Raw genomic sequence first — 19,862 nt, 5'->3', positions numbered from 1 at the left:
ATTAATATAATAAATCGAGAATTAAGTTATTGGTTTACAGTTGGTATGTGTCTAATTAATGCGAATGTATTTTTCAACAATATGCCTTTTAATATTTGCTTCTTTAACTTCTTCCAGACCAAATTGAATAAGTGTATCTCCTTTTAATTCAATTGTAAATGGAAAGCTATGGCCTTTCAAGGCATCAGCATTGGTGTAACTAAGTGTTTCAACATATTTGTTGCCATTCAATTCATAACTACCGCCTCCGGCGTAGAAAGCATTGGGATTGTCTTGGGCCTGATTGAAAAATGCAAAGTGATTGTCGTTGATGATTTTTACAAAATCTATGTTAGTTAGATCCTTAATTTGAAGGGAGTCATTTTCTCTTATCTCACCATAAACCATCTTCCAGGTTCCTCTCAAATTGTTAGGTTCTTCAATAATTTCAGCTTGGGTATCCTGGTTATTTTCAGAGCAAGAACCAAATAATAAAACAGTAAGTAATAAGATTGAAAAGTTTTTCATAATGGGATTTAGATTAGATTGATTAAAAATGTTAATATATAAAAGCTTGTTTAAAGTTTCTTGTCAATGATGTTAATCTCAATTGTCTTTTAATCTATTTCGATAGAAGTAATTAATTTCGTCCGAATTGCTTTCGATAATATCTAATCGATTATCGTTGTTTATATCTTCAATAATGATGTCGTATGTGTCTAGATTTTCATTTTGCAATACTATTTCTTTCCATTCGGTACCATGGTTGAAGTTTAAAAATACCATGTTTGGCCCTTCTGAATTCGCAATTACAATATCAATAGTTCCGTTGTCATCTAAGTCTCCATGGTCAAGAGAATATGAACTGTTATTAGAACTATCAAATATGATTTTTCTGTTATAATTCAAATCTTTGTTTCCGAAGTAAATAACATTAGGTTCTTCGATGTTGGCTGTGATAATGTCCGGGAACCCATCCTTGTCGATATCAGCCACACCCACAGATCTGGTTTCGTCAGTTCCTGTTCCAAAGGGAATTTTCTCACTAAAGTTTAAATCACCAGTATTTAAATAGATAAAGTTTTGTTGTCCGTCTCGGTTTGCTAATATTAAATCCATATTCCCATCATTATTCATGTCTGCAACTTCAACATCAATAGTAGAATCATCTTCCGAACCAAAGTTTATTGTTTTAGTAAATTGACCTTTGCCATCATTTAGGCATATTTCATTTACTCTTTTTCTGTTTGTTATTAAAATGTCAATATCACCATCAGAATCAATATCAGTTGTTTTTAAATTGCGGGTAGGAGAGTAAGTGGTTCCAAAACTACCCGACCTGATAAAATTGCCATTTCCATCATTTAAATAAATAGCATTAGGAGCCATGTCATTACCAACAGCCACATCCAAATCGCCATCACCATCCAAATCAGCTAGTTCAGTAGCATAACTTGTCTCAGCGATATTATCAAGTAATCTGGATACTGTAAATTTCCCATATCCATTATTATAAAATATTTTATTAGGCTCTGGCCAATGCCTTCCATTAGCAACTATAATATCTATGTCTCCATCGTTATCAATGTCCCCGGCACTAATTGATGCTGATTTATCTTTATCAGTCCCCAATACATAGGAGATGTTTGTAGAAAATTCAATTTCCTGACTGAACAGTAAGGAGTGAGAAAGAATTAATAAGAGAAGAAGCTTTTTCATAATTGTAATTGATCTAAAAGCTCAATATAGCCTCGTGACGGTTAATCTGGTAGGTTAACGATAATAAAAAATTAGCTATAATGCTTTTATATTAGTTTGAATGTCAATTAACTGAAAAGCTGATAAGGAATAAGCCTATGAATATCCCTTAATCATTGCTTGTAATGCAACTTTTTTTGTGAAGTGAAATAGAGGTTTCTTCCCAATTGAAACATTAGAAGCAACAAATTGATAGCTGATCTTTCGGTTTTGGGGGAGTGTTATAATTGATAAATAAATAATAAGTCTTACAAATCAAACCGAAGTCCGAAGGTTAATGAATAAGATATTAACCCGAATTCCAGAGTTTCATCCATCGCTACTCTGCTTAATGGAGTGTAATCAGTATTAAATGATGAAGATAGATGCGTCCTTTTAAATAATTTGTAGTCTAGTCCTGCATTAAGACTAAGTGTATGTCGTATTTCCTTGTAGTCATTAAGTTTAACATTAAGAAAATTAACACCAGCACTCAAATTAGGTTGAAGTCTGTGCGCTCTGAAAATATACTGTATCTGAAGAGGGATTTTATAGATACTGATATCTTCTCCTTCAGTTGAGAATTGATGATGAATTAATCCTGTTTTGAAAAATAACTTTTCACTTGCTCTGGGAGACCAGAATGATACAATCGCACCATATTCATTAATGTAATTATTGTTTCTTCTATATTTTGTCACTCCCATAAATGGAGCTAATGAGATTTTAATTATAGGCAGTTTCTTTTCATATATAATACATTTCCTGTCCTCACAAACTGCATTATGATAGTCTTCTGCTAACCGGATCAGACTATGATGTTCAGGTTTTTCGATAGTTTGAATTCGGGAATTAAATTCTGGGACATCACGCATGAAATAGAAAAGTAGCCCTTTATGAGTTGTGGATTCATACAGAACTTTTTTTCCATCAACGTACATGATTTTTTCTTCATAGGGGATCTCCGATAGCTTGATTCCTTCTTTTTCGATAAAATAGTGATCACCATCATCATCACGCATATAATAAATATTGACTTCACCTTTTATCAGAAATTCAAGAAAGACCTTTCTGCTATTTATTTCTTTGGATATATAGTATTTACTATTAATAAACCTAAATGCTGCAATGTCTGAAGGATCATAAGTTGAAATACTATTTCCGTTGGTTTTGAATTTACAAACCGAACTCATTAACAAATCTCCACGATAATCAATTTCGCCATGTAAAGTATCTCCGGAGTTTAAAATTATGTAGCCGGGTTTAAAGTCTGTTTGAGCATTTAAAATCCCTATTGAGAACAGGAGTCCGAAAAAAAATAATCTAGTCAATTTGGTCTCTTTAAATAGTTAACATTCATTGAGAATTACAGGCAAAAAGTTTTTAGTGTTTATAAAAACATTTGGCTTTAAAAAAATATCATAGTCTGCACCAAAGATAGTAGCTGATGTTGAAAAACAAAATTTGGAAGTGCATTTCAACTAAAATTAGCAGTAGCTTAAGATGGGATAATTAAATATCTCTATTGTTAAATGAAATGCTATTAAAAATTTGACTTTTGTGGCTATCGTTCATACATTCTTCTAATACTTTGTTGAAGATTCCGCAATAGCTATTTGCCTTTGTTATATCAAAATTATCAGAAATGAGGGCCGGATTTATAGAATAGACTGTACAGAAGTTGATGTATTCAATTAGAACATTTTTGATTACTTCATATATATTCTCGAAATTTTGTTCGGCTATATTCTCTAAATCAATTCCCCAGTTACCATGAGCGATACCATTTCGGATAGCTCTGCCACCATTTTTGTAGTCATCAAACCAGTTTAGCTGTTCGTTGGTAATCGCAAGACCTGCACAATCTATAAGTGTTTGCAACCTTTCCTTGAAACGTGCTTTCAATTTTATGTTGTCAATATATGATGCGCTCATTCCTCCCATAGCCGCATCAAGAGACGTGAATAAGAAATTCAATTGATCTTTTAACTTGATTTGATATCCAAATGCGCTATTAAAACTGTCAATAGCTATATCAACAGATGTATTTGAATGCCCTTTATATTCAACTAAAAGGCGATAAATTTTAAGTAAACTTGAATTATCAGAGAAATCTTCTTTAGACAATTCGTATGAGTAATGGATCGCAGGGTTATTTTCAGCGTTATAATAAAATGACTGACGGTAATGTCCTGGCAGCCTGTTGATAAGCATGCCATTTTCGAATACAATTTCCGTAAATAAAGGGTTCATAAACCATCCAAACTTGTAAAGTCTTAGTGCATAAACAACATCCTTAATTATACTGATAGAATCATTAATTAATTTTTCGGTGAAACCTTCATTCATTAAATCGGGTAGGAGAATCTTGATGTGTAAAGGAATAACTGTGTTTGTATTACTTATCGCTGACTTTTTAATTATGATTAACTCCTCTATACTCGGATAAAATATACTAATACCTGAACCTAACTTATTAAATTTTGTCTCCTTCAATGTTAATTCAGGTTTTGAATCCTTTAAAAATGCTCCCCAAATTGGAGCGGTTACTTCTAAAATATTCAAATTATCCATTACTTAATTGATTAAATAATTGTTGATCGTTGTAGGCTTTTGAAAGTAATAGAGGCAAGGATCCTTCATGATTATTATTGAAGCCTATCCTTAAAAGAATTAAAATCACATTGCAAAGTAAATTTCTCCCTCTTGCGGTTTGATCAATTATTTCTTGATTTGCATTAAATCCAATTTCTCCATGAATTATTTTGCTTCTTAATTGATAGATTTTCTTATAGTGTGAAAAGTGAATATTTCTATTTTCCCAGGTTTTAGCTGCTAAAACTCCCAGGTTGAATGCGAAATAATTGGTCAGCCCATATCTTCCTAGGGTTTCATCATACTCATTTTTACAGTCCTTTTCTTCTTGTGAATTTTTTTCCGGAAATAAGATGTTTTCCAGTACGGCAATTTGATTTACAAATGCTGAGAAATAATTGTAATGCTTGTCACCATCTGACCAGAATTCGGGAATTGATGTAGATTCAAGAACGTTAAATATTTCATTAATTTCCTTTTCGAAGGTGTTTCCTTGTATTAGTTGAATTTGTGATATATTATAAATCAATATGTCATGAACTGCAGCATAATCATAATTTATAGGAGATCCCTTCATTATCCATTCTCGTTCAAGTGGACCTAAAGCTGTATAAATTTCAGTATTAGGTTTATCATCTTTATCATCAACATTTTCATGATTCCTACTATTGATGTGCTCGTAAGTAAAATAGCTTACTGTAAGTAGTGGGTTAGGAATAATGATTCCAATTAGTAGTAGTCCCAGATAAACTGTTTTCAGCCTATCATAGAAAAAGTCTTGTATTTCGTTTTTATCGATAGACTGTCCATTATAACTTATCTCTAAAATTACTGGAGCAACATGCCTGAAGTTTTTGTTTGATGCATAGAATTCTTTGTTTTTATCAAAAGCTAAGTATTCTTCGGCTGATAAATTTCTAATTACCATGTCTGATGACAAAACAAATTGGTAATCTCCCTGGATAACCAAACATGGTAAATGAATATATGCTTTATTCATTTTTGTTTTTTAAGACTTCCTGCTTAGCTCTATCATGAATCTTTTGAGGAATCTCAGGGACTACCTTTTCCAAATCAGAAAGTTTCTTATTGAATTCAAGTAAAAACTCCTTTATTTTATCCGGGTTGTTACTATTCTCAAATATAGTTTCTGCTTCAAAGGTCTTTCTTAAATCCCCGTAGCCAATCCATGCTTGCCTATGTTTTTCAGCTAATTCACCATAATTTAAAAATGTGTATATCGCGTTAAATACTGCTGCTAAAACACTAAATATTCCGGCAACTACCAGCAAAATTGTATTCTCAGAATCACTAATAGCTGCGAAAATACTCGATGCCACAATGGTGGCCAGAATGGTATTAGCAATTCCAATACTTCTGTCATACTTCTTGTAATGAGACGCTGCCATAGCATGAGAAATATGATTAATTCTTAATCCATTTTCCCATTGTTTTAATACCGGGTTTTCCATTTTGATATTCCAGAGGATTATAATTGGCCTTAACTTTCATGATCATCTGCATAGAAAGTTAAGATACTATATAGGCTTTGTGAATATTTTTAATTTATATGTAGTGTAACTAATATTTAATATAACATATTATTCAATATGTAGCAATAGACTAGATGGTTTATAAACTTCTGATTATTAAGGGGGAATATGGAAATGGAAATAAAATATTAATAAATCTAAAATATGATTTAATAGCTTCTTAATTGCGTAATGGCATAATCAATCAAGATTAGTGTATTGTTAACTTTTTCGGGTATGGTTTTGTGTCCACAGTAATTTCATTATTCCTCAATAAATCTATTTAGTCTGTTAACGATTTCGATCCATAGTGTCTCTTTCATTTGTTTTTTGAAGTAGCCAAAATGATCAATCTTTTTCAAGCCATAGTTTTTAGGAACCAACTCTGTAATGGTTATTCCTTTTTGGCTGTTTACATTTTTCCAGAATGCATTGGTGTTTCTTGAATTGGATATAGTGTCGTCTGATGAATAATAAATATGTATTGGAAAATCGAAGTTCTTAAAATGACCTTTCGGGACTGTTTTTCCATAGAACTTTTCATTAAAAAAGTATTCTTCCTTTTCTAACCAATCTCGCCATTCAAAAACTACTTTTCTTGGTAGATTTTCCATCATACCATAAGGTTTGGCCTTTACATAACTGTTTAATGAGGCGCTTATCGGAGAAAAAATATAGAAAAAGAAATATGCTTTTATTCTGTAATTGAAAGGTATATTTGGGAAATAACCCGATGATACAGCAATGTTAATATTGCCTTTAACATTTTGTAAGTCATTGATGAATCCGATTTGTTGTCCTCCTGCACTGTGCCCGATTAATAGGAAAGGGAGTTCTGGGTACCTGTTGTCAAGGTATTTTTTAATGGCAGGCATATCTTTGGTGCCATAATCTAAAAATCTGAAATTGCTGTTTTTGAGGTTGTCAGATTCATTACTTCCTCTGTAATTCCAAAGACAACATAAGAAATCGTTTTCAGCCAGAAATGTCAAAAATGATAGATAAAACTCTTTTTTAGTTGCTGTACCACAGTTGAATTGCACTACAGCTTTTGGGTTATCTGGAATAAGTAATGTTCCATTTAGTTTGACACCGTCATCACAAGATGTTTCAAAGTGTTCGGTTTTCATCATAGGTGTTTAGATCTTAAATATCATACAAGTTGATACTGCATGTGCATAGACTTTCCCAGCCTCGTCTTCCAGATCTGACTCGATTAATGCCGTAGATTTTCCTGAATGTTTGATGCTTGTTCTGGTTTTAAGTATGCCGGTGTCCTGGGTAATTTTCCTCAGGAAATTTATCTTGATCTCCAAAGTAGTATATGCAGTGTTTTTTTGTATTGTGGTATGCAGTGAACATCCAATGGCTGAGTCTAGAATGGTTGTAATTACTCCACCATGTACAGATCCTATTGGATTGTAGTGGTATTCTCCGGGATGAAATTCAAACACTACATTTCCCTCATTTAATTCTGACATTTTGAAATCTAATGTATTCATTATTGGTGGAGGAGGAATTTCCCCTTCGAACATAGCCTTTATAAAATCAATGCCCGTTAAAATCATTGCTTTATCAAAAATTTCAAGGGGATTATTCCAGGTATAGGTTCTGCTTCTATTGTCTTTCATGTTTTGATGATTTACATTAACAAATTGTTTTTGAGTTGCTTTAGTGCCAAATCAAAAGAGGATTTGTTGTTTTCTATTCTAGCTATCTGTAAGAGTGCCATTAAATTGGTGATTAGTAATTTTGCATTTAAGCCTACATTGTCCTGGGGTTTAAATATTCCTTGATTTATTCCTTCTGTTATGATTGATCCTGCCCAGTTTATAACTGCCTTCGCATGATTTAGAATTTCAAGTCGTAAAGGTTCTTCCAGTGTGTTTATGTCTGAGGTCATTGCTCCAACTATACAGACCTCGTTGTTATGTGCTAGTTTTTTAAAATATGAAAGAAGTTTGTCAAGTTTGTCTAAAGCGCTTTTGTTTTTGTTCCTGTCTATGGTTTGTTGCAAAGCCTGGGAGTGAAGTTTTACTACAGCAATTCCCAAATCTGTTTTGGTTGGGAAATGATAGTGAATAGATGAAGTTTTTATATTGACTTTTTCGGTAATAGTCTTGTAGCTAAAGGCATTGAATCCACGTTCTACGATCAAATTATTTGCTTCTTGAATGATCTGTTCTTTCATTTTATCTATCTACTTATAGGTAGATAAATTTAGTAAGAAAAAACCATTATTACAGTGATTTCATGAAAATGATTGTGAAGGAGGTGTTTACAGTCATTGATTATATTAGTCATTCGGTTAAAGTATGACCATTGATAATTCATTTTATACCTATCTTATTATTCTGGGGAGCTGATGCCTTCCTTATTTTGTAATAAGTAAGAACGTAAAGGCAGATGAATTACATAGGTTAGACTTATATCCAATTTCAAAATCTGGATACTTTTTATGATTGATTAATGCCTTTTATTTGAATTTTGAGACAGTGCTGACTTTAAAAAAAATCCGCAATCAGACAATGCCAGACTGCGGACTTTAAAGTTACATTGTATAATTCTTTGGAATCTTTGAGGATTTCGATATGTATCAGTTAAGGAAGTTCTTTAAAATATTTTTATTTGTGGTGTTGATATCCAGCAAATGTCATTCTTCCAATTATCCAGTATTCTGTATCTAGGTTATTATTTGAAACTCACGATATTTCCATGTTGAGGGTCAATTTCACCATTCAACATTTTGAAATACAGCTGTTCCAGTCCTTGTTTTCCAGCATGTTCCTTAATCACAACCTTTGATTGGATTTCTTTCAAGAAATGTTGCCAGGCTTTCCCGATATTTTGCTGAAATATTGCTGAACCCCACTCTTTTCGTCGCTTTTCCGCCTGGCCAGGAGCAAAGAAGAACTCGGGCTTTTTGGGTAGTGAATTTTCCCCTTCCAAATTATTTCGATCAGTGAATCCTACATGACAATCATATACCAGATTTTCTCCCAATAAGGTTTGTATTTCGAATTGAAGTTGATGATTCCCGGCAAAGTCAACTATAACTGTTTTATTGGAAGGGTCAATTTCACCAACAGAATCATAACTTATTACCTTATCATACCAACCCAGGTGGTCTACAAAATCTTTATTTCTGGAGGAGGTAAGACCTATCAGGTTAAGATCAGATTGATTCTCACTTTTGTGATGTGCCACCAGGCAGGCTAATGCTTGAGCTGTTTTGCTGGATGCACTAATTATTACTATTTGTTTAGCATCGAAGAAATTATGTTCAGCCAGGAAATCATTAATCAAAAATGCAGTTCCAAATAATGGACGAAAGATTGAAATATATTCTTCTGTTTCAGGAGTGAAGGCAGGGTCTTGAGCTGTATTGCTATAGTAATTGTAGATAGCGGAGAGCCCTTGTCGGTGTTCAGAAGCATCAATAAATCCTCTAGGGCTTACTTTATCCGCAGTAACTAACAGGTGATGGCCCATCGGGTAGTATCCATAATATTTCTGTCCCACTTGTATCTCCGGATGGTTGGATAAGATCACTTCAGCTACTCCCCAAACGGGAATGATTCCATAACCAGATTGTGTCGGGAAAAACTTCCAGTAATTCATTTGTTCTCCAACAACCCCATAGGTGATGTTGTTTGTTGTGAATGAAAACTTGTTAATTTTCAAGATCACTTGATCTGCCGCCAGTTCGTCAGAATAAGTTTTTTCAACAAATTGTGTTTTTTGAAGTTCATCAGTCTTTACAGTAAAGTCTAAAGAGTTAATTGTTTCCATAATGGTTTTGGTCTTAATGCAGTTAAGTTTAATAAATTCATTTAAGCTAAACAATGTTCGTGAAGGAGATGATTAGCAAATTTCTTAATCAAGAAGAAGAAACGGTTTCGAGCATGAGATTGAGTGCGATTTATTCTTCGGCATACTTCGAAATGGTTTAATTATTTATTTCAAGAAACAGGTAATAATAAGTTATATCTGGTAGCCTTGATTAATCTTGTTATTTATTCAGTTTTAAAATCAGGGTATTATTCTATCAAAAAACTTAGTTCCTCGCATGATTTACTCGGTATGAATTCAATTAATTCATAATCTGCCAGATCATTTTTCTTAAAAGGATCTTTTTCTATAATTTTTTCTAATTCTGTTTTTGATGAAGCCCCGGATAAAATTATTCCACCTGTTCTGGGTACTTTTCGTCCTGAAGCAAGGAAGATTCCAGATTCATATTGTTCATTTAAGAATACAATATGTTCATCTAAATAATGATCTATTTTTTCAAGATCAGTTTTGTAAGTCAGATTTATTATAAACATTTATGAATTAATTTATTGGTTGTTTATTAATGTTTTCTTTTTCTTGGATAATATAGTATATCCAATTTCCATATTAGGACTTTAGAAAGTTATTGTTATTTGAACACATTTTGCTAGCTATTGAAATTTAATATATCAATGTCTCAGATTGCTTACCTACTTATTTCTTTTTAAATTAAAAGAAGTATAATTCTAGCCTTAAAAGGTATCGCCACTTCGATAAAATTTAAATTTAATCACTTTCCCTATGAATTCTATATGTGGACCAGATGCAATGGCAACCGGATGGATCCCATATTACAAACACATTGGTGATGTTCCAGCAAATGCTTTTACACGACATAAGCATTCATGGCCAGCCTTTAGTATGTTATTTGATTCTGGTAATGAGACTCCTCCGACGGTTCTGTCAGGATATCGTGATTGGTGGGATAAGATTATAAACGAAAAGGAATTCAGAGGAGGAAATGCAATAATTGACGTAAAGCTATTTTGTGGAGAAGAAGGGTATCCATCAAAAGTAACATATAAATATAAAGGGTTTGTTGGTTACACACCCGCTAACGTGCAGATTAATTGGGATATAGCAGGAAACCCGAAGGTCACGGTTGCAAATATGGGTGGAGATGGATCTGAAGGATCAAAAGTAGAATGGGAGAGGGATTGTGCAATTATTAAACATTGGATCAGGTTTAAAATCGGAAAGGTTGGGAATCTGGGTAATTGGATGTTTACAGGTCAATGGGCTCCCTATGCCTGGATGATGATTCGCTATAAGATATGTTGTGACGGGAAAGTTGAAATTAGTTTTGGAGGTTCATTTATTCCCAGTCAATGGTATTATGTTAAATGGGCCCAGGTGGGCACCTATGATATGTTAAATATAACTGAAGCACAGATTGATGGGTTTCTTAATGCTGGTGATTGCAAGGATGCACCTGGAGCTTATCATTATACCTGGAGAGGTAGAGGTAGTCAATGTTAAACCCGAAAATTATGGCTAAACCATTTCGTACTTATTTGACTCGCCATGCTTATGGCCGTTTTTCGCATAAGATTACTGAAGCAATATCGAATGGTATTCATATAGAAGAGGGAGGAAGACTTTTATATGTTATACCAATTGCTTTGGAAGCAGGTGATAATGCTTTTATAGAAGAAATTCGTCTGATGTTCCGATTAGAAGAATCTCAACCAACTGTAGAACCTTCATGGCTGATACAATCCGAACCTTCTCCGGAAGAAAATGAAATTAATAACACCAAAGAAGATGATGAAACCCTATGGTTTACCTTCTCTTCGGAATTAAGCGTCTCTGATAATCTAAATGACTTTAATCATTTTTTGAGTGTTCATATCCATCCAAGAGGAGAACCTAATATTTAAAAATGATCTTTTTTGGTTTAATCAGTTTGGTGGAAATTTCGTTTAATCATTTCTAATGATTTCAAATTGTCCCGGATTTACTTTGATTGGAGATGGGAAGCCTTTTCCAAGAACCTTCATATTATCTTCATTCAGTCCTTCAGCATTATTGAAGCCGTTATTTACAACTTTTTCGTATGATTCATATGAATCCCATACAACGATATTAATAAAATTGGTTGTATTGTCGGGGTTGATGGATTTATAGAATGTCGAACTTACAAATCCTTTTTTCGATTTAAAGTATTCAATATAAGTATCTCTTACCTTGATAGCTGTTTCTTCATGTCCTTCAGGAACATGAATCGAATTGATTATGCTGATTTCTTTCATTTAAGTTAAATCCAGTTAAGGTTGAATGTTTACTAAGTTAATGAGTATTACAATTTTACCGTAGTATTTGGTTTGTATTTGTAAAACCATATATCAATCCTTTTAATCTATTAAACTAAATTAATCCAGTATTAAAATCTAGCGGCATTGTAATAGAATTTATCTTCTTTTTCTTTATCAGATAGGAATCCAGACAATTGAAAAACATTAATTAGAAGAACAATTATTTGAAATTAAACTTTAATAAGTAATCCTGCTAAATACATGTCAAATCTTAAGTTACGCAATGTTTATACTTCAGACTGTTGGGGTCTAATTCCAAAAATCAATAAATATCCGATCATCCAGAATTCTCCGATTGTTGCAGGAACAGTTAGAAATTTTAAATAAGAGCTTTCAATTCCTGAATAATTAGTAATAACACTAGCTAGATAACCTATACCACCAATTATTAAGGTACGGCCTAACCAAACAGGCATTCTTTTGGAGCTAGTAATTATATAACCCATAGGAATAAGCCATAGTCCAAAAAATAAGCCTCCTATGCCCCAGGCATTTGTCACCAGACTACTCAAAAGGTCAATAATGATCACCTTATCAACCATGGTATATGATGAATTAGCTATATCAATAGCAGCAGCCATTGATATGGCACTGATCATAATTGCTACTGAATTTACCAATCCCCAAACACCTGTTGACCAAGCTGCCCATTCATTAATGTTTTTGAATAATTTATAAAACCAAGCAGCAGCAAGAGCCTGAGAAACGATAATAGCAAATTCAAACAGCAATCTGGTTCTGGCAATGGATACATTATTTATAAGATTTTCTAAGGTTTTTTGAGGGTCATTGGCATCAAAAACCTGTGAATGAAATATCAAAAATCCTAAAATGCCAGTAATTGCTAATGCCAGATACCATGTGCCGGTTATTCTTGCAGTTTTTACCAGTTCTTGTTGATTTACGGTTAGAGTCATCGACTTATTTTTAACGTAAGAAATGTTAGGTTATATAATACTAGTTTGATTCTGAAATCCTTTTTGTAATGATTTGGGAATCGGATTCAGTCTTTAAAATATTTTATAATAAATACCTGAACCCAATAGTAAATCATTTAAAGATTAATTTTAGATGATATTTTATGATAGGTACAAACCGTTTTTTAATGGTTTTAATTGGGGCGTTATTGAGAAAAAATAGCTGCAAACTTTAATCCCACATATGTCAGAGAATAATATATTGTTGATGATAATAATTTTATGAAATGAAATAAGTGTTTTTGATTTTGTAAGACATTCCGTGATTATCTAACTATTGGTTTAGGCAGATTATTGTGCCGGTTTTATGTCAGATAGGACAGTGAAATCCAGCGAGAATCCGGCGCTTGAGCTGACTCTTCAGCAAGCCATAACTTATACAAAATTTTATGCTCTTTTATTTTTAAAATTTCTAATTGTTATTAAAATAATCCCAAGCCCGATTATTATTATTGTCCATAACCCAAACCTTTTAACATTCACAAGCTGCTCAATCATTTCTTTTGATTGTTTAATCTTAGAAATTCTGATTTCTCCGCTATAAATGTTCAATTCGATTTTTTTAGAATCCAAGGTTGCAATTATCACTCTTGTAGAGTCAGTTTGATAATTAGGATATAAATAATAATCTTCAATCCATATCTTGTGTGATACAGTATTTGGATAATCTGATTCAATTAATCCCAGGTCACGACCGCTATATTGAAAAATAGTATCAGCCGTATAAATAACTAATTGATTCTTATAATCCATTATTAACCAAGAATTTCCATAAACATATATTTTACCATCATTAGATAAAATACCAGCTCCATAACCATCATTATAAAATTTAGAAGACCAAATAATTGAATCAATTGAGGTGTCGAATACATTTATTATCCAATCATTCTCCCAGGCTGCTACTGAAGTATCATGATTAGCCATTATAATATCTGCACGATACAAAGAATCAAATGAATAAATACTAAATTCACACCAACAAGGTGGTTCATCTGCCAAAATATCATTTGGAGCCAAAACTAAAAGAATAAAAAGTATTCTAGTTATATTATATCTATTCATTAATTGTTTTAAATCACTTTTACCTAGCAAATTAATTTTGTCTTATATTGATCAAAACGAAGAGATAAGCACGATTCTATTGCTCTTATTTCCTTTATAACTTCGTTGTTCTTTTCGTTAATAATTCCCTTTAAAAAGCCCTAAAATAGCTCTTGGTTGAGTAAAATCAAATATTTTCTTAATAAATGCCGATAGGTGACCGGGATACAATCCCTACATTTCATTAAAAATTCGAAGTTACGCTATCGCTAAACTCCGAACAGCGGGAGAGGGGTCAGTATTGAAAATATTTACATTTTTCGTCAGCAGGCGCACCGTAGGCTTATGGCTCGCGGGCGTCTACTCTATTAGCGGCTGGCACTTTTTACACCTTTCTGTATTAATAAGTCAAAATAGTATTTTGTGTCTTCTCGGTCTGCGTCAAATGCTTTTCTCATTTCTTCCTTTGTCCGCAGTCTAAGTGTATCGTCTCCACTGATTACCTCTAACTTTTTAAAGAAATGAAAATTTGGTCTACGGTTGTTTCCACCTTCAATTGATCCGCACGTGTCAGGTATTATTATATAAGTCGAAATATAGTTAATGGTGTCGATGTTAAAAGGAGTTAAGTTGTCACCAAAGTTCCTAAAAGTTTTCGTTAGGTTTTTTGCAAGCATTCCCCCAGACCAACTATTAACTTCGTCCTTGTCAAAAGTTATTTTCAATATTATTTCTTTTCCAGTCTGATTACATACTCTTGTGTCGTTAAAATAGTCACAACTCACAAGTGTAGTTGTCAACATGAAACTAATTAATGCTTTTTTCATTGGTGTCAATCTGTCCAAAAATGCTTGCCGCTAACGTTAAGGCTAAGCGGCGGACCCCATCCCTCGTGGTGGGGTATGAAGCTTAGGTATTGTTATGGGCTTTTTATTCATTTTTTATTATTCTGATTGGGTACTTTTGATATCCAAACACTTTAATTTGATTATCTAAATCGGCATAGGTCTCATCATATCTTTCAAATGAATCTTCACCACTAATAGAACCTATTTCTTTAAGGCCTTCAGTAATGTCTAATTCTCCAATTCTTTCAAAGCGATCTTTAAAGTTCAATAAGTCTTTATGTTCAACTGCTTGAATCGCAAAACCGAAACAGAAATTTGGTTTTCCACCTAAATAGTTCCATATTTTTTCGATTCCTGGCTGCGTAGCTTTAGTCTGTTCTCTACTAAATCCGCTTCCAATAGTTCTACCTAATATTTCGGATTCCATTATCTGTTCCATTGTAGGCTTGGAACTTGACTTATAGGTGGTTGGGACAGGCCAATAATTACAGCTTCCACGATATTGGTCAATTTTAACACAACACGTCACAGCATACTCGTTGTTTGTTAGTTGAAAGGTTAAAACAGAATTTTCGCTAAAAATGAAGTTGCTTATTTTTCTATACTTTTTTCGTTTTCTTACCTTTTCGTTGGTTTTTTCAATCTTGGTCAAATATCTCTTAAGAACTGACTTTCTTGATTTACCTTCCTTTTCAGAGTAAGAGGTCCATTCTTACACACAAGCATCTTTACTAATTATCTCTTTTATGTAGTCAATTCTTTCGGGAGTCATGAGCCCCAACTCCCAATATGCAAGTCCACAACTTGTTACATAAATTTCATTGTCAAATTCATCAAAATATTCAGGCTGCTCAAGAGGAAATTCATTGATAATCATTTGCATTTCAGCCCCACTATCGTAGAGATCCATAATTCCCCAATATGTATCGTGAGCTGTATCTCCATCAATTATTTTAGTTCCATCTGTTGCCATTATCTTCCTTTAATTGCCCATAACGAAGGGATAAGCGCTACTCTATTGCTCTTATTTCCTTTATAACTTCGTTGTTCTTTTTGTTAATAATCCCTTTTAAAAATCCTAAAATAGCTCTTGATTGAGTAAAATCAAATATTTTCTTAATAAATACCGATAGGTGACCGGGATACAATCCCTACATTTCATTAAAAGTTCGAAGTTACGCTATCGCTAAACTCCGAACAGCGGGGGTATGCGCCCCATTTGCTAGATTCGGTTAAGTTTCTAATTAGTATATACCTTTCAAAATGCTCAGTTCGCATATTCATGTTTAGCGTTTGTTGGCGGTATGTTGTTAATTCGTCCAGTTCTCTAGTGTACCATTATCTTCTACCCAAATCTCCAAATAGACTTGTTCTTCAATTGGTTTACCAGCTTTTTTTATAACGTCAAACTTAAGGTGTTCCAATCTTGACTTTATTGTTCGAATACAGTAGTTATATTCAGGCATGTCCCAAAATTCTATTATCTCCTTTTTAGTTCGATATTCGGACATGATAACTTCACTAATTTCTCCCTTTTCGTCAATAGTTACCAAATACTTTTCAGAGCAATCATAAGCGTTTTCATTATCCCAATTAATCTTTTGAAGTTCATTGAACAATACAGTTGAAAGAGTGTCAGTATATCTTCTGTTTATTCGATCTGGGTGGTCAATATAGTTCGTAATTGGGGTAGTGCTAATTACGATTCCGTTTTTAATTGAAATGAGCTTTTCTTGTTCAAAGCTGTGGTAAAAAACTCCATCCCATCGGAGTAGATCAGCTACAGGTATGCTGATGTCGGAGGAATACCAGTTCAGATGAACTCTTCCGTTTTTCATCTTTTTGCCAAAAATTTCTCTTATTCTTAATTTTGATTGTTCCTTGTCAATTCCTGATTTGGACAGCAGTTCACGACAATGAATAATTTGACTTAAAAAAAGACTATCGTTATCAATTTTATATATTGCTTGGTAACCTCTCCAACAACTGGTCGAAGCACCTGTCCGAAACTTGAGGCCAAATAAATCACCTTGGTTCTCTTTGTTTTGAGAGTTGAAGTAATCTTCTAATATAAGATGATAAAACGCAATTGTGTCACCCTTATATATTAAATAATCAGGTACTTGGGGGCTTGCTTTTGCCTGGCTAAGCCCATACCCGAGTGTCACGAAAAATATAAGAGTTCCGATAAATCTTCTCATTGCTCAATTACCGCCGACGAAGGGATAAGCGCGACTCTATTGCTCTTATTTCCTTAAAAACTTCGTTGTTCTTTTTGTTAATAATTCCCTTTAAAAACCTAAAATAGCTCTTGGTTGAGTAAAATCAAACATTTCCTTAATAAATACCGATAGGTGACCGGGATACAATCCCTACATTTTATTAAAAGTTCGAAGTTACGCTATCGCTAAACTCCGAACAGCGGGGGTGTCCTTCTAAATAATTGAAATTTTAGAAGCTCTCATTAGTATTCAAAATATTAAAATAATTATATATTTCTAGTTGCATTTAAAGACAGTACCTCGATTGTACATAGTTATAATATAAATTGGTTATTCAAAAGGTTTTAAATCATACTTCATTAAAAATTTCCGCCACTTATTCCCATATTTTTCATCTAAATAAGAAGCTACTTCTCTTGAATATTGTAAATCATAATTTGTGTTTTCTTTTAAACATGAAGTAAAAGAAGAAACAATTGCGACATCAAATTTTGATTTGAATTTTTTGCTTACTTCCGTACCATAAAACGTAGTAGGTCCTCTAACCTCAAGAAAAAGCATAAGGTTACCTTTTTCAAGATCAGATTCAAAAGAATATGGATTTGATATTCGATTTAATTTTATTGTATGATTGTTATCTGTATGTTTACCAACCTTTATATTAGTAACAAGAATTTCATAATTTATTATGTTAACTCTAAGTTTATAAGTTCCTGAATCCAAATCACCTACTTTATATGTCGTTCCGTTTTCTTTGTAAATTGAAACGGGAAAAAATAATAAACTTTTAGGTAATTCTTGTTCAATTGTATCCAATTCAAGTTTAATGGTGACATTATATTTGTCTTGTGAATACATCCGAAGAGTATTGAAAATTAGGAAGGATACTATTATTAAAAAATATTTCATAATTTATAAATGCACTAATTATGTGCAACGAAGGGATAAGCGCGACTCTATTGCTCTTATTTCCTTTATAACTTCGTTGTTCTTTTCGTTAATAAATCCCTTTAAAAATTCTAAAATAGCTCTTGGTTGAGTAAAATCAAACATTTCCTAAATAAATACCGATAGGTGGCCGGGATACAATCCCTGTATTTCATTAAAAGTTCGAAGTTACGCTATCGCTAAACTCCGAACAGCGGGAGAGGGTGGCAGTAGCTCAAATGCGAAGCATTGGCTTTGCCGAATCTCGATTTTGCAAAGCAAATCATCGATTTCATTAACTCCATTAATAATAAATTGAGAAAGTGAATAAAGTCCAATTCCAGGTACAAAGATTACCGAATCCCGACTCCGAAGAAGAGGCTACGAAAGCATGGTTACATACTATCAGAAAGTGAAGATTTGATTTGACGTACCGCCATATCGAAGATGCTAACATTTATCATCAGCAGGCGCACCGTGGGCTTATGGCTCACGGCCGTATACTCATATAGATACAGTTTTTATTTAATTACATCTTCAAAAGTCGGTCTATCTCTCTTACCCAATAGAACATCTTTTATCATGGATTCAATATTTCTATTTACAGAATCCCTTGGCTGCAATTTGATCGCTTTGTCAATTGTTTCCTTGGCTTCTTGGTCTTTTTCAGCAACTAACAAATTCAATGCATGATTCCCTAAAAGGGCAAAATCATTTGGTCTTCTTTTTAAAGATTCTTCAGAGTATTGTATTGCTTTGTCTAGGTCTTTTAAATGCATCGCTTCTAATGATGCTTCCATTGCAATTGAATGGTTCTCTAGTTCAATTTTTAATGCGGCTTCTAATTGCTCAAGAGCTTCAGAGTGTCTTTCTAATCTTTGAAGTGCCTTTGCTATTAGTATCATACTTTGCCAATGATCAGGAATCATGTCAAGACATTTTTTAAAGTCCTTAATTGATTCTTCAAGCTTTAGCTTTTCAGATTCATTAAGTTTTTTTCTGTGGTATCCATCTAGCAGTATGAGTCCTTCTTGTCTTTTTCCAGCTTTCTTAAATATCTCGTTAAACTCTTGATATTTTTTATTCTCTCTTTCTTGCTCATCTATTTTGTCATAGATCGTCCCGTTCAAGAGATTTTCAATTTCTTCAGGAATCAATTCTTTTCCATAGTCAGAGTATGGATTCAGAATGAATGTTGCTCCTTTAGCCACACCAAATAAATCCTGTCCCTTTATAATCATATAAGGGACTTCATCCTTTATAACTCCTTTATCAAAAATTCGATTAATAGAAGTGAAAACAGGTATTTGTCCTTCTTCAAAAGTGATGAATTGAACTGTAGTATCCTTTTCTAATGTTTGTATACCTTCTTCAGAAGCATCATGTCCGGCAGTTAAAACAAATAACTGATTCCATAAGAGCTTTTGATAAAATTCCTTTTGAGCGGAAATTTCAGAAGCTGCACGCATCAGACACTGTTCCAATTCGTTTTCTGGAAATGTTGATTCTGTTTTTTTCTTTTTAAATATGTCGAATATCCCCATTATTCTTAATTGTATCTACGTTAATAATATGAGCAGTAGCGGACTTTAATGCGGTTCCGTATCGAATTATAAAGTAGCCAAAGCTACACAAAATTAAAAAAGGCAAATCGGTAGATTTGGCGAGGCTGATAAGAACCACTACCGCCCGAATACCCACCGAAACCGCTATTGCTTATATTTAGTGTTGAACAAATCCTCCTTCGTCGGAAACCAGGAAAGTTTCTAACTTAGGAGGAGTTCTTAATTTAAATAATCATTGAAATTATGAAAAAAAAGTAAAACAATCATTGAAAGAGCGATAGAATATG

At 33.2% G+C, this 19,862-nt stretch carries 22 protein-coding genes; 2 read left to right on the top strand and 20 right to left on the bottom strand.

What is annotated here, in order from left to right:
• Positions 1-51: 51 nt before the first annotated feature.
• The 11 genes from HH304_RS20705 to HH304_RS20655 all read right to left on the bottom strand — a co-directional run bounded on the left by HH304_RS20705 (position 52) and on the right by HH304_RS20655 (position 10,171).
• Positions 52-507, bottom strand: coding sequence for a hypothetical protein (locus HH304_RS20705; protein ID WP_169685208.1), 456 nt, complete (start codon positions 505-507; stop codon positions 52-54).
• A gap of 78 nt (positions 508-585) precedes the next feature.
• Positions 586-1,698 carry an FG-GAP repeat domain-containing protein gene (locus HH304_RS20700; protein ID WP_271711722.1) on the bottom strand — a complete coding sequence of 371 codons (1,113 nt, stop codon included), beginning with the start codon at positions 1,696-1,698 and terminating at the stop codon, positions 586-588.
• A gap of 287 nt (positions 1,699-1,985) precedes the next feature.
• Positions 1,986-3,047 carry a hypothetical protein gene (locus HH304_RS20695; RefSeq protein WP_169685207.1) on the bottom strand — a complete coding sequence of 354 codons (1,062 nt, stop codon included), beginning with the start codon at positions 3,045-3,047 and terminating at the stop codon, positions 1,986-1,988.
• A gap of 181 nt (positions 3,048-3,228) precedes the next feature.
• Positions 3,229-4,290 carry a hypothetical protein gene (locus HH304_RS20690; protein WP_169685206.1) on the bottom strand — a complete coding sequence of 354 codons (1,062 nt, stop codon included), beginning with the start codon at positions 4,288-4,290 and terminating at the stop codon, positions 3,229-3,231.
• A complete protein-coding gene (locus HH304_RS20685) occupies positions 4,283-5,311 on the bottom strand; it encodes a hypothetical protein (RefSeq protein ID WP_169685205.1) in 1,029 nt (342 codons plus the stop codon). Before HH304_RS20685 ends, HH304_RS20690 begins: the two co-directional genes overlap by 8 nt.
• On the bottom strand, positions 5,304-5,783 hold the full coding sequence (locus HH304_RS20680; RefSeq protein WP_169685204.1) for an SLATT domain-containing protein: 480 nt from the start codon (positions 5,781-5,783) through the stop codon (positions 5,304-5,306). Before HH304_RS20680 ends, HH304_RS20685 begins: the two co-directional genes overlap by 8 nt.
• 323 nt (positions 5,784-6,106) lie before the next feature.
• On the bottom strand, positions 6,107-6,976 hold the full coding sequence (locus HH304_RS20675) for an alpha/beta hydrolase family protein (protein WP_169685203.1): 870 nt from the start codon (positions 6,974-6,976) through the stop codon (positions 6,107-6,109).
• 6 nt (positions 6,977-6,982) lie between these two features.
• Positions 6,983-7,474 (bottom strand): PaaI family thioesterase, encoded by a 492-nt coding sequence (locus HH304_RS20670; RefSeq protein ID WP_169685202.1) that lies wholly within the window; start codon positions 7,472-7,474, stop codon positions 6,983-6,985.
• A gap of 11 nt (positions 7,475-7,485) precedes the next feature.
• Entirely contained in the window at positions 7,486-8,034 is a 549-nt protein-coding gene (locus HH304_RS20665; protein ID WP_169685201.1) for a TetR/AcrR family transcriptional regulator, read from the bottom strand.
• Positions 8,035-8,534: 500 nt separating this feature from the next.
• A complete protein-coding gene (locus tag HH304_RS20660) occupies positions 8,535-9,635 on the bottom strand; it encodes a DUF2855 family protein (RefSeq protein ID WP_169685200.1) in 1,101 nt (366 codons plus the stop codon).
• 248 nt (positions 9,636-9,883) lie between these two features.
• On the bottom strand, positions 9,884-10,171 hold the full coding sequence (locus HH304_RS20655) for a YciI family protein (protein WP_169685199.1): 288 nt from the start codon (positions 10,169-10,171) through the stop codon (positions 9,884-9,886).
• Positions 10,172-10,418: 247 nt separating this feature from the next.
• Here HH304_RS20655 and HH304_RS20650 point away from each other — a divergent pair, with 247 nt between their 5' ends.
• On the top strand, positions 10,419-11,156 hold the full coding sequence (locus tag HH304_RS20650; RefSeq protein WP_169685198.1) for a hypothetical protein: 738 nt from the start codon (positions 10,419-10,421) through the stop codon (positions 11,154-11,156).
• Between the two features lie 11 nt (positions 11,157-11,167).
• The gene (locus HH304_RS20645) at positions 11,168-11,557 is read left to right on the top strand and encodes a hypothetical protein (protein WP_169685197.1); all 390 of its coding nucleotides are present in this window, start codon (positions 11,168-11,170) and stop codon (positions 11,555-11,557) included.
• Positions 11,558-11,599: 42 nt separating this feature from the next.
• Here the strand turns inward: HH304_RS20645 and HH304_RS20640 are convergent, their stop codons facing one another.
• The 9 genes from HH304_RS20640 to HH304_RS20600 form a co-directional block, all read right to left on the bottom strand.
• Positions 11,600-11,929, bottom strand: a complete 330-nt coding sequence (locus HH304_RS20640; protein ID WP_169685196.1) for an antibiotic biosynthesis monooxygenase family protein — start codon at positions 11,927-11,929, stop codon at positions 11,600-11,602.
• Positions 11,930-12,219: 290 nt separating this feature from the next.
• A complete protein-coding gene (locus HH304_RS20635; protein WP_169685195.1) occupies positions 12,220-12,909 on the bottom strand; it encodes a DUF4386 domain-containing protein in 690 nt (229 codons plus the stop codon).
• A gap of 447 nt (positions 12,910-13,356) precedes the next feature.
• Complete coding sequence (locus tag HH304_RS20630; RefSeq protein ID WP_169685194.1) at positions 13,357-14,034, bottom strand: hypothetical protein; 678 nt, start codon at positions 14,032-14,034, stop codon at positions 13,357-13,359.
• A 347-nt stretch (positions 14,035-14,381) separates the two neighbouring features.
• Positions 14,382-14,840: a hypothetical protein gene (locus HH304_RS20625; RefSeq protein WP_169685193.1), complete on the bottom strand. Its 459-nt coding sequence runs from the start codon at positions 14,838-14,840 to the stop codon at positions 14,382-14,384.
• Positions 14,841-14,943: 103 nt separating this feature from the next.
• The gene (locus HH304_RS21345) at positions 14,944-15,513 is read right to left on the bottom strand and encodes a hypothetical protein (protein ID WP_271711721.1); all 570 of its coding nucleotides are present in this window, start codon (positions 15,511-15,513) and stop codon (positions 14,944-14,946) included.
• Between the two features lie 60 nt (positions 15,514-15,573).
• Positions 15,574-15,834, bottom strand: coding sequence for a hypothetical protein (locus HH304_RS20615; RefSeq protein ID WP_169685191.1), 261 nt, complete (start codon positions 15,832-15,834; stop codon positions 15,574-15,576).
• A gap of 337 nt (positions 15,835-16,171) precedes the next feature.
• Positions 16,172-17,062, bottom strand: coding sequence for a hypothetical protein (locus tag HH304_RS20610; protein WP_169685190.1), 891 nt, complete (start codon positions 17,060-17,062; stop codon positions 16,172-16,174).
• Positions 17,063-17,413: 351 nt separating this feature from the next.
• On the bottom strand, positions 17,414-17,992 hold the full coding sequence (locus HH304_RS20605; RefSeq protein WP_169685189.1) for an FEKKY domain-containing protein: 579 nt from the start codon (positions 17,990-17,992) through the stop codon (positions 17,414-17,416).
• A 539-nt stretch (positions 17,993-18,531) separates the two neighbouring features.
• Positions 18,532-19,554 (bottom strand): SseB family protein, encoded by a 1,023-nt coding sequence (locus tag HH304_RS20600; RefSeq protein ID WP_169685188.1) that lies wholly within the window; start codon positions 19,552-19,554, stop codon positions 18,532-18,534.
• Positions 19,555-19,862: the final 308 nt, after the last annotated feature.

It is taken from the genome of Marinigracilibium pacificum, assembly GCF_012926615.1.
GTDB lineage: Bacteria > Bacteroidota > Bacteroidia > Cytophagales > Cyclobacteriaceae > Mangrovivirga > Mangrovivirga pacifica.
The sequence above is the reverse complement of the archived record's forward strand: the minus strand, read 5'-3'. Positions and strand labels throughout refer to the sequence as shown.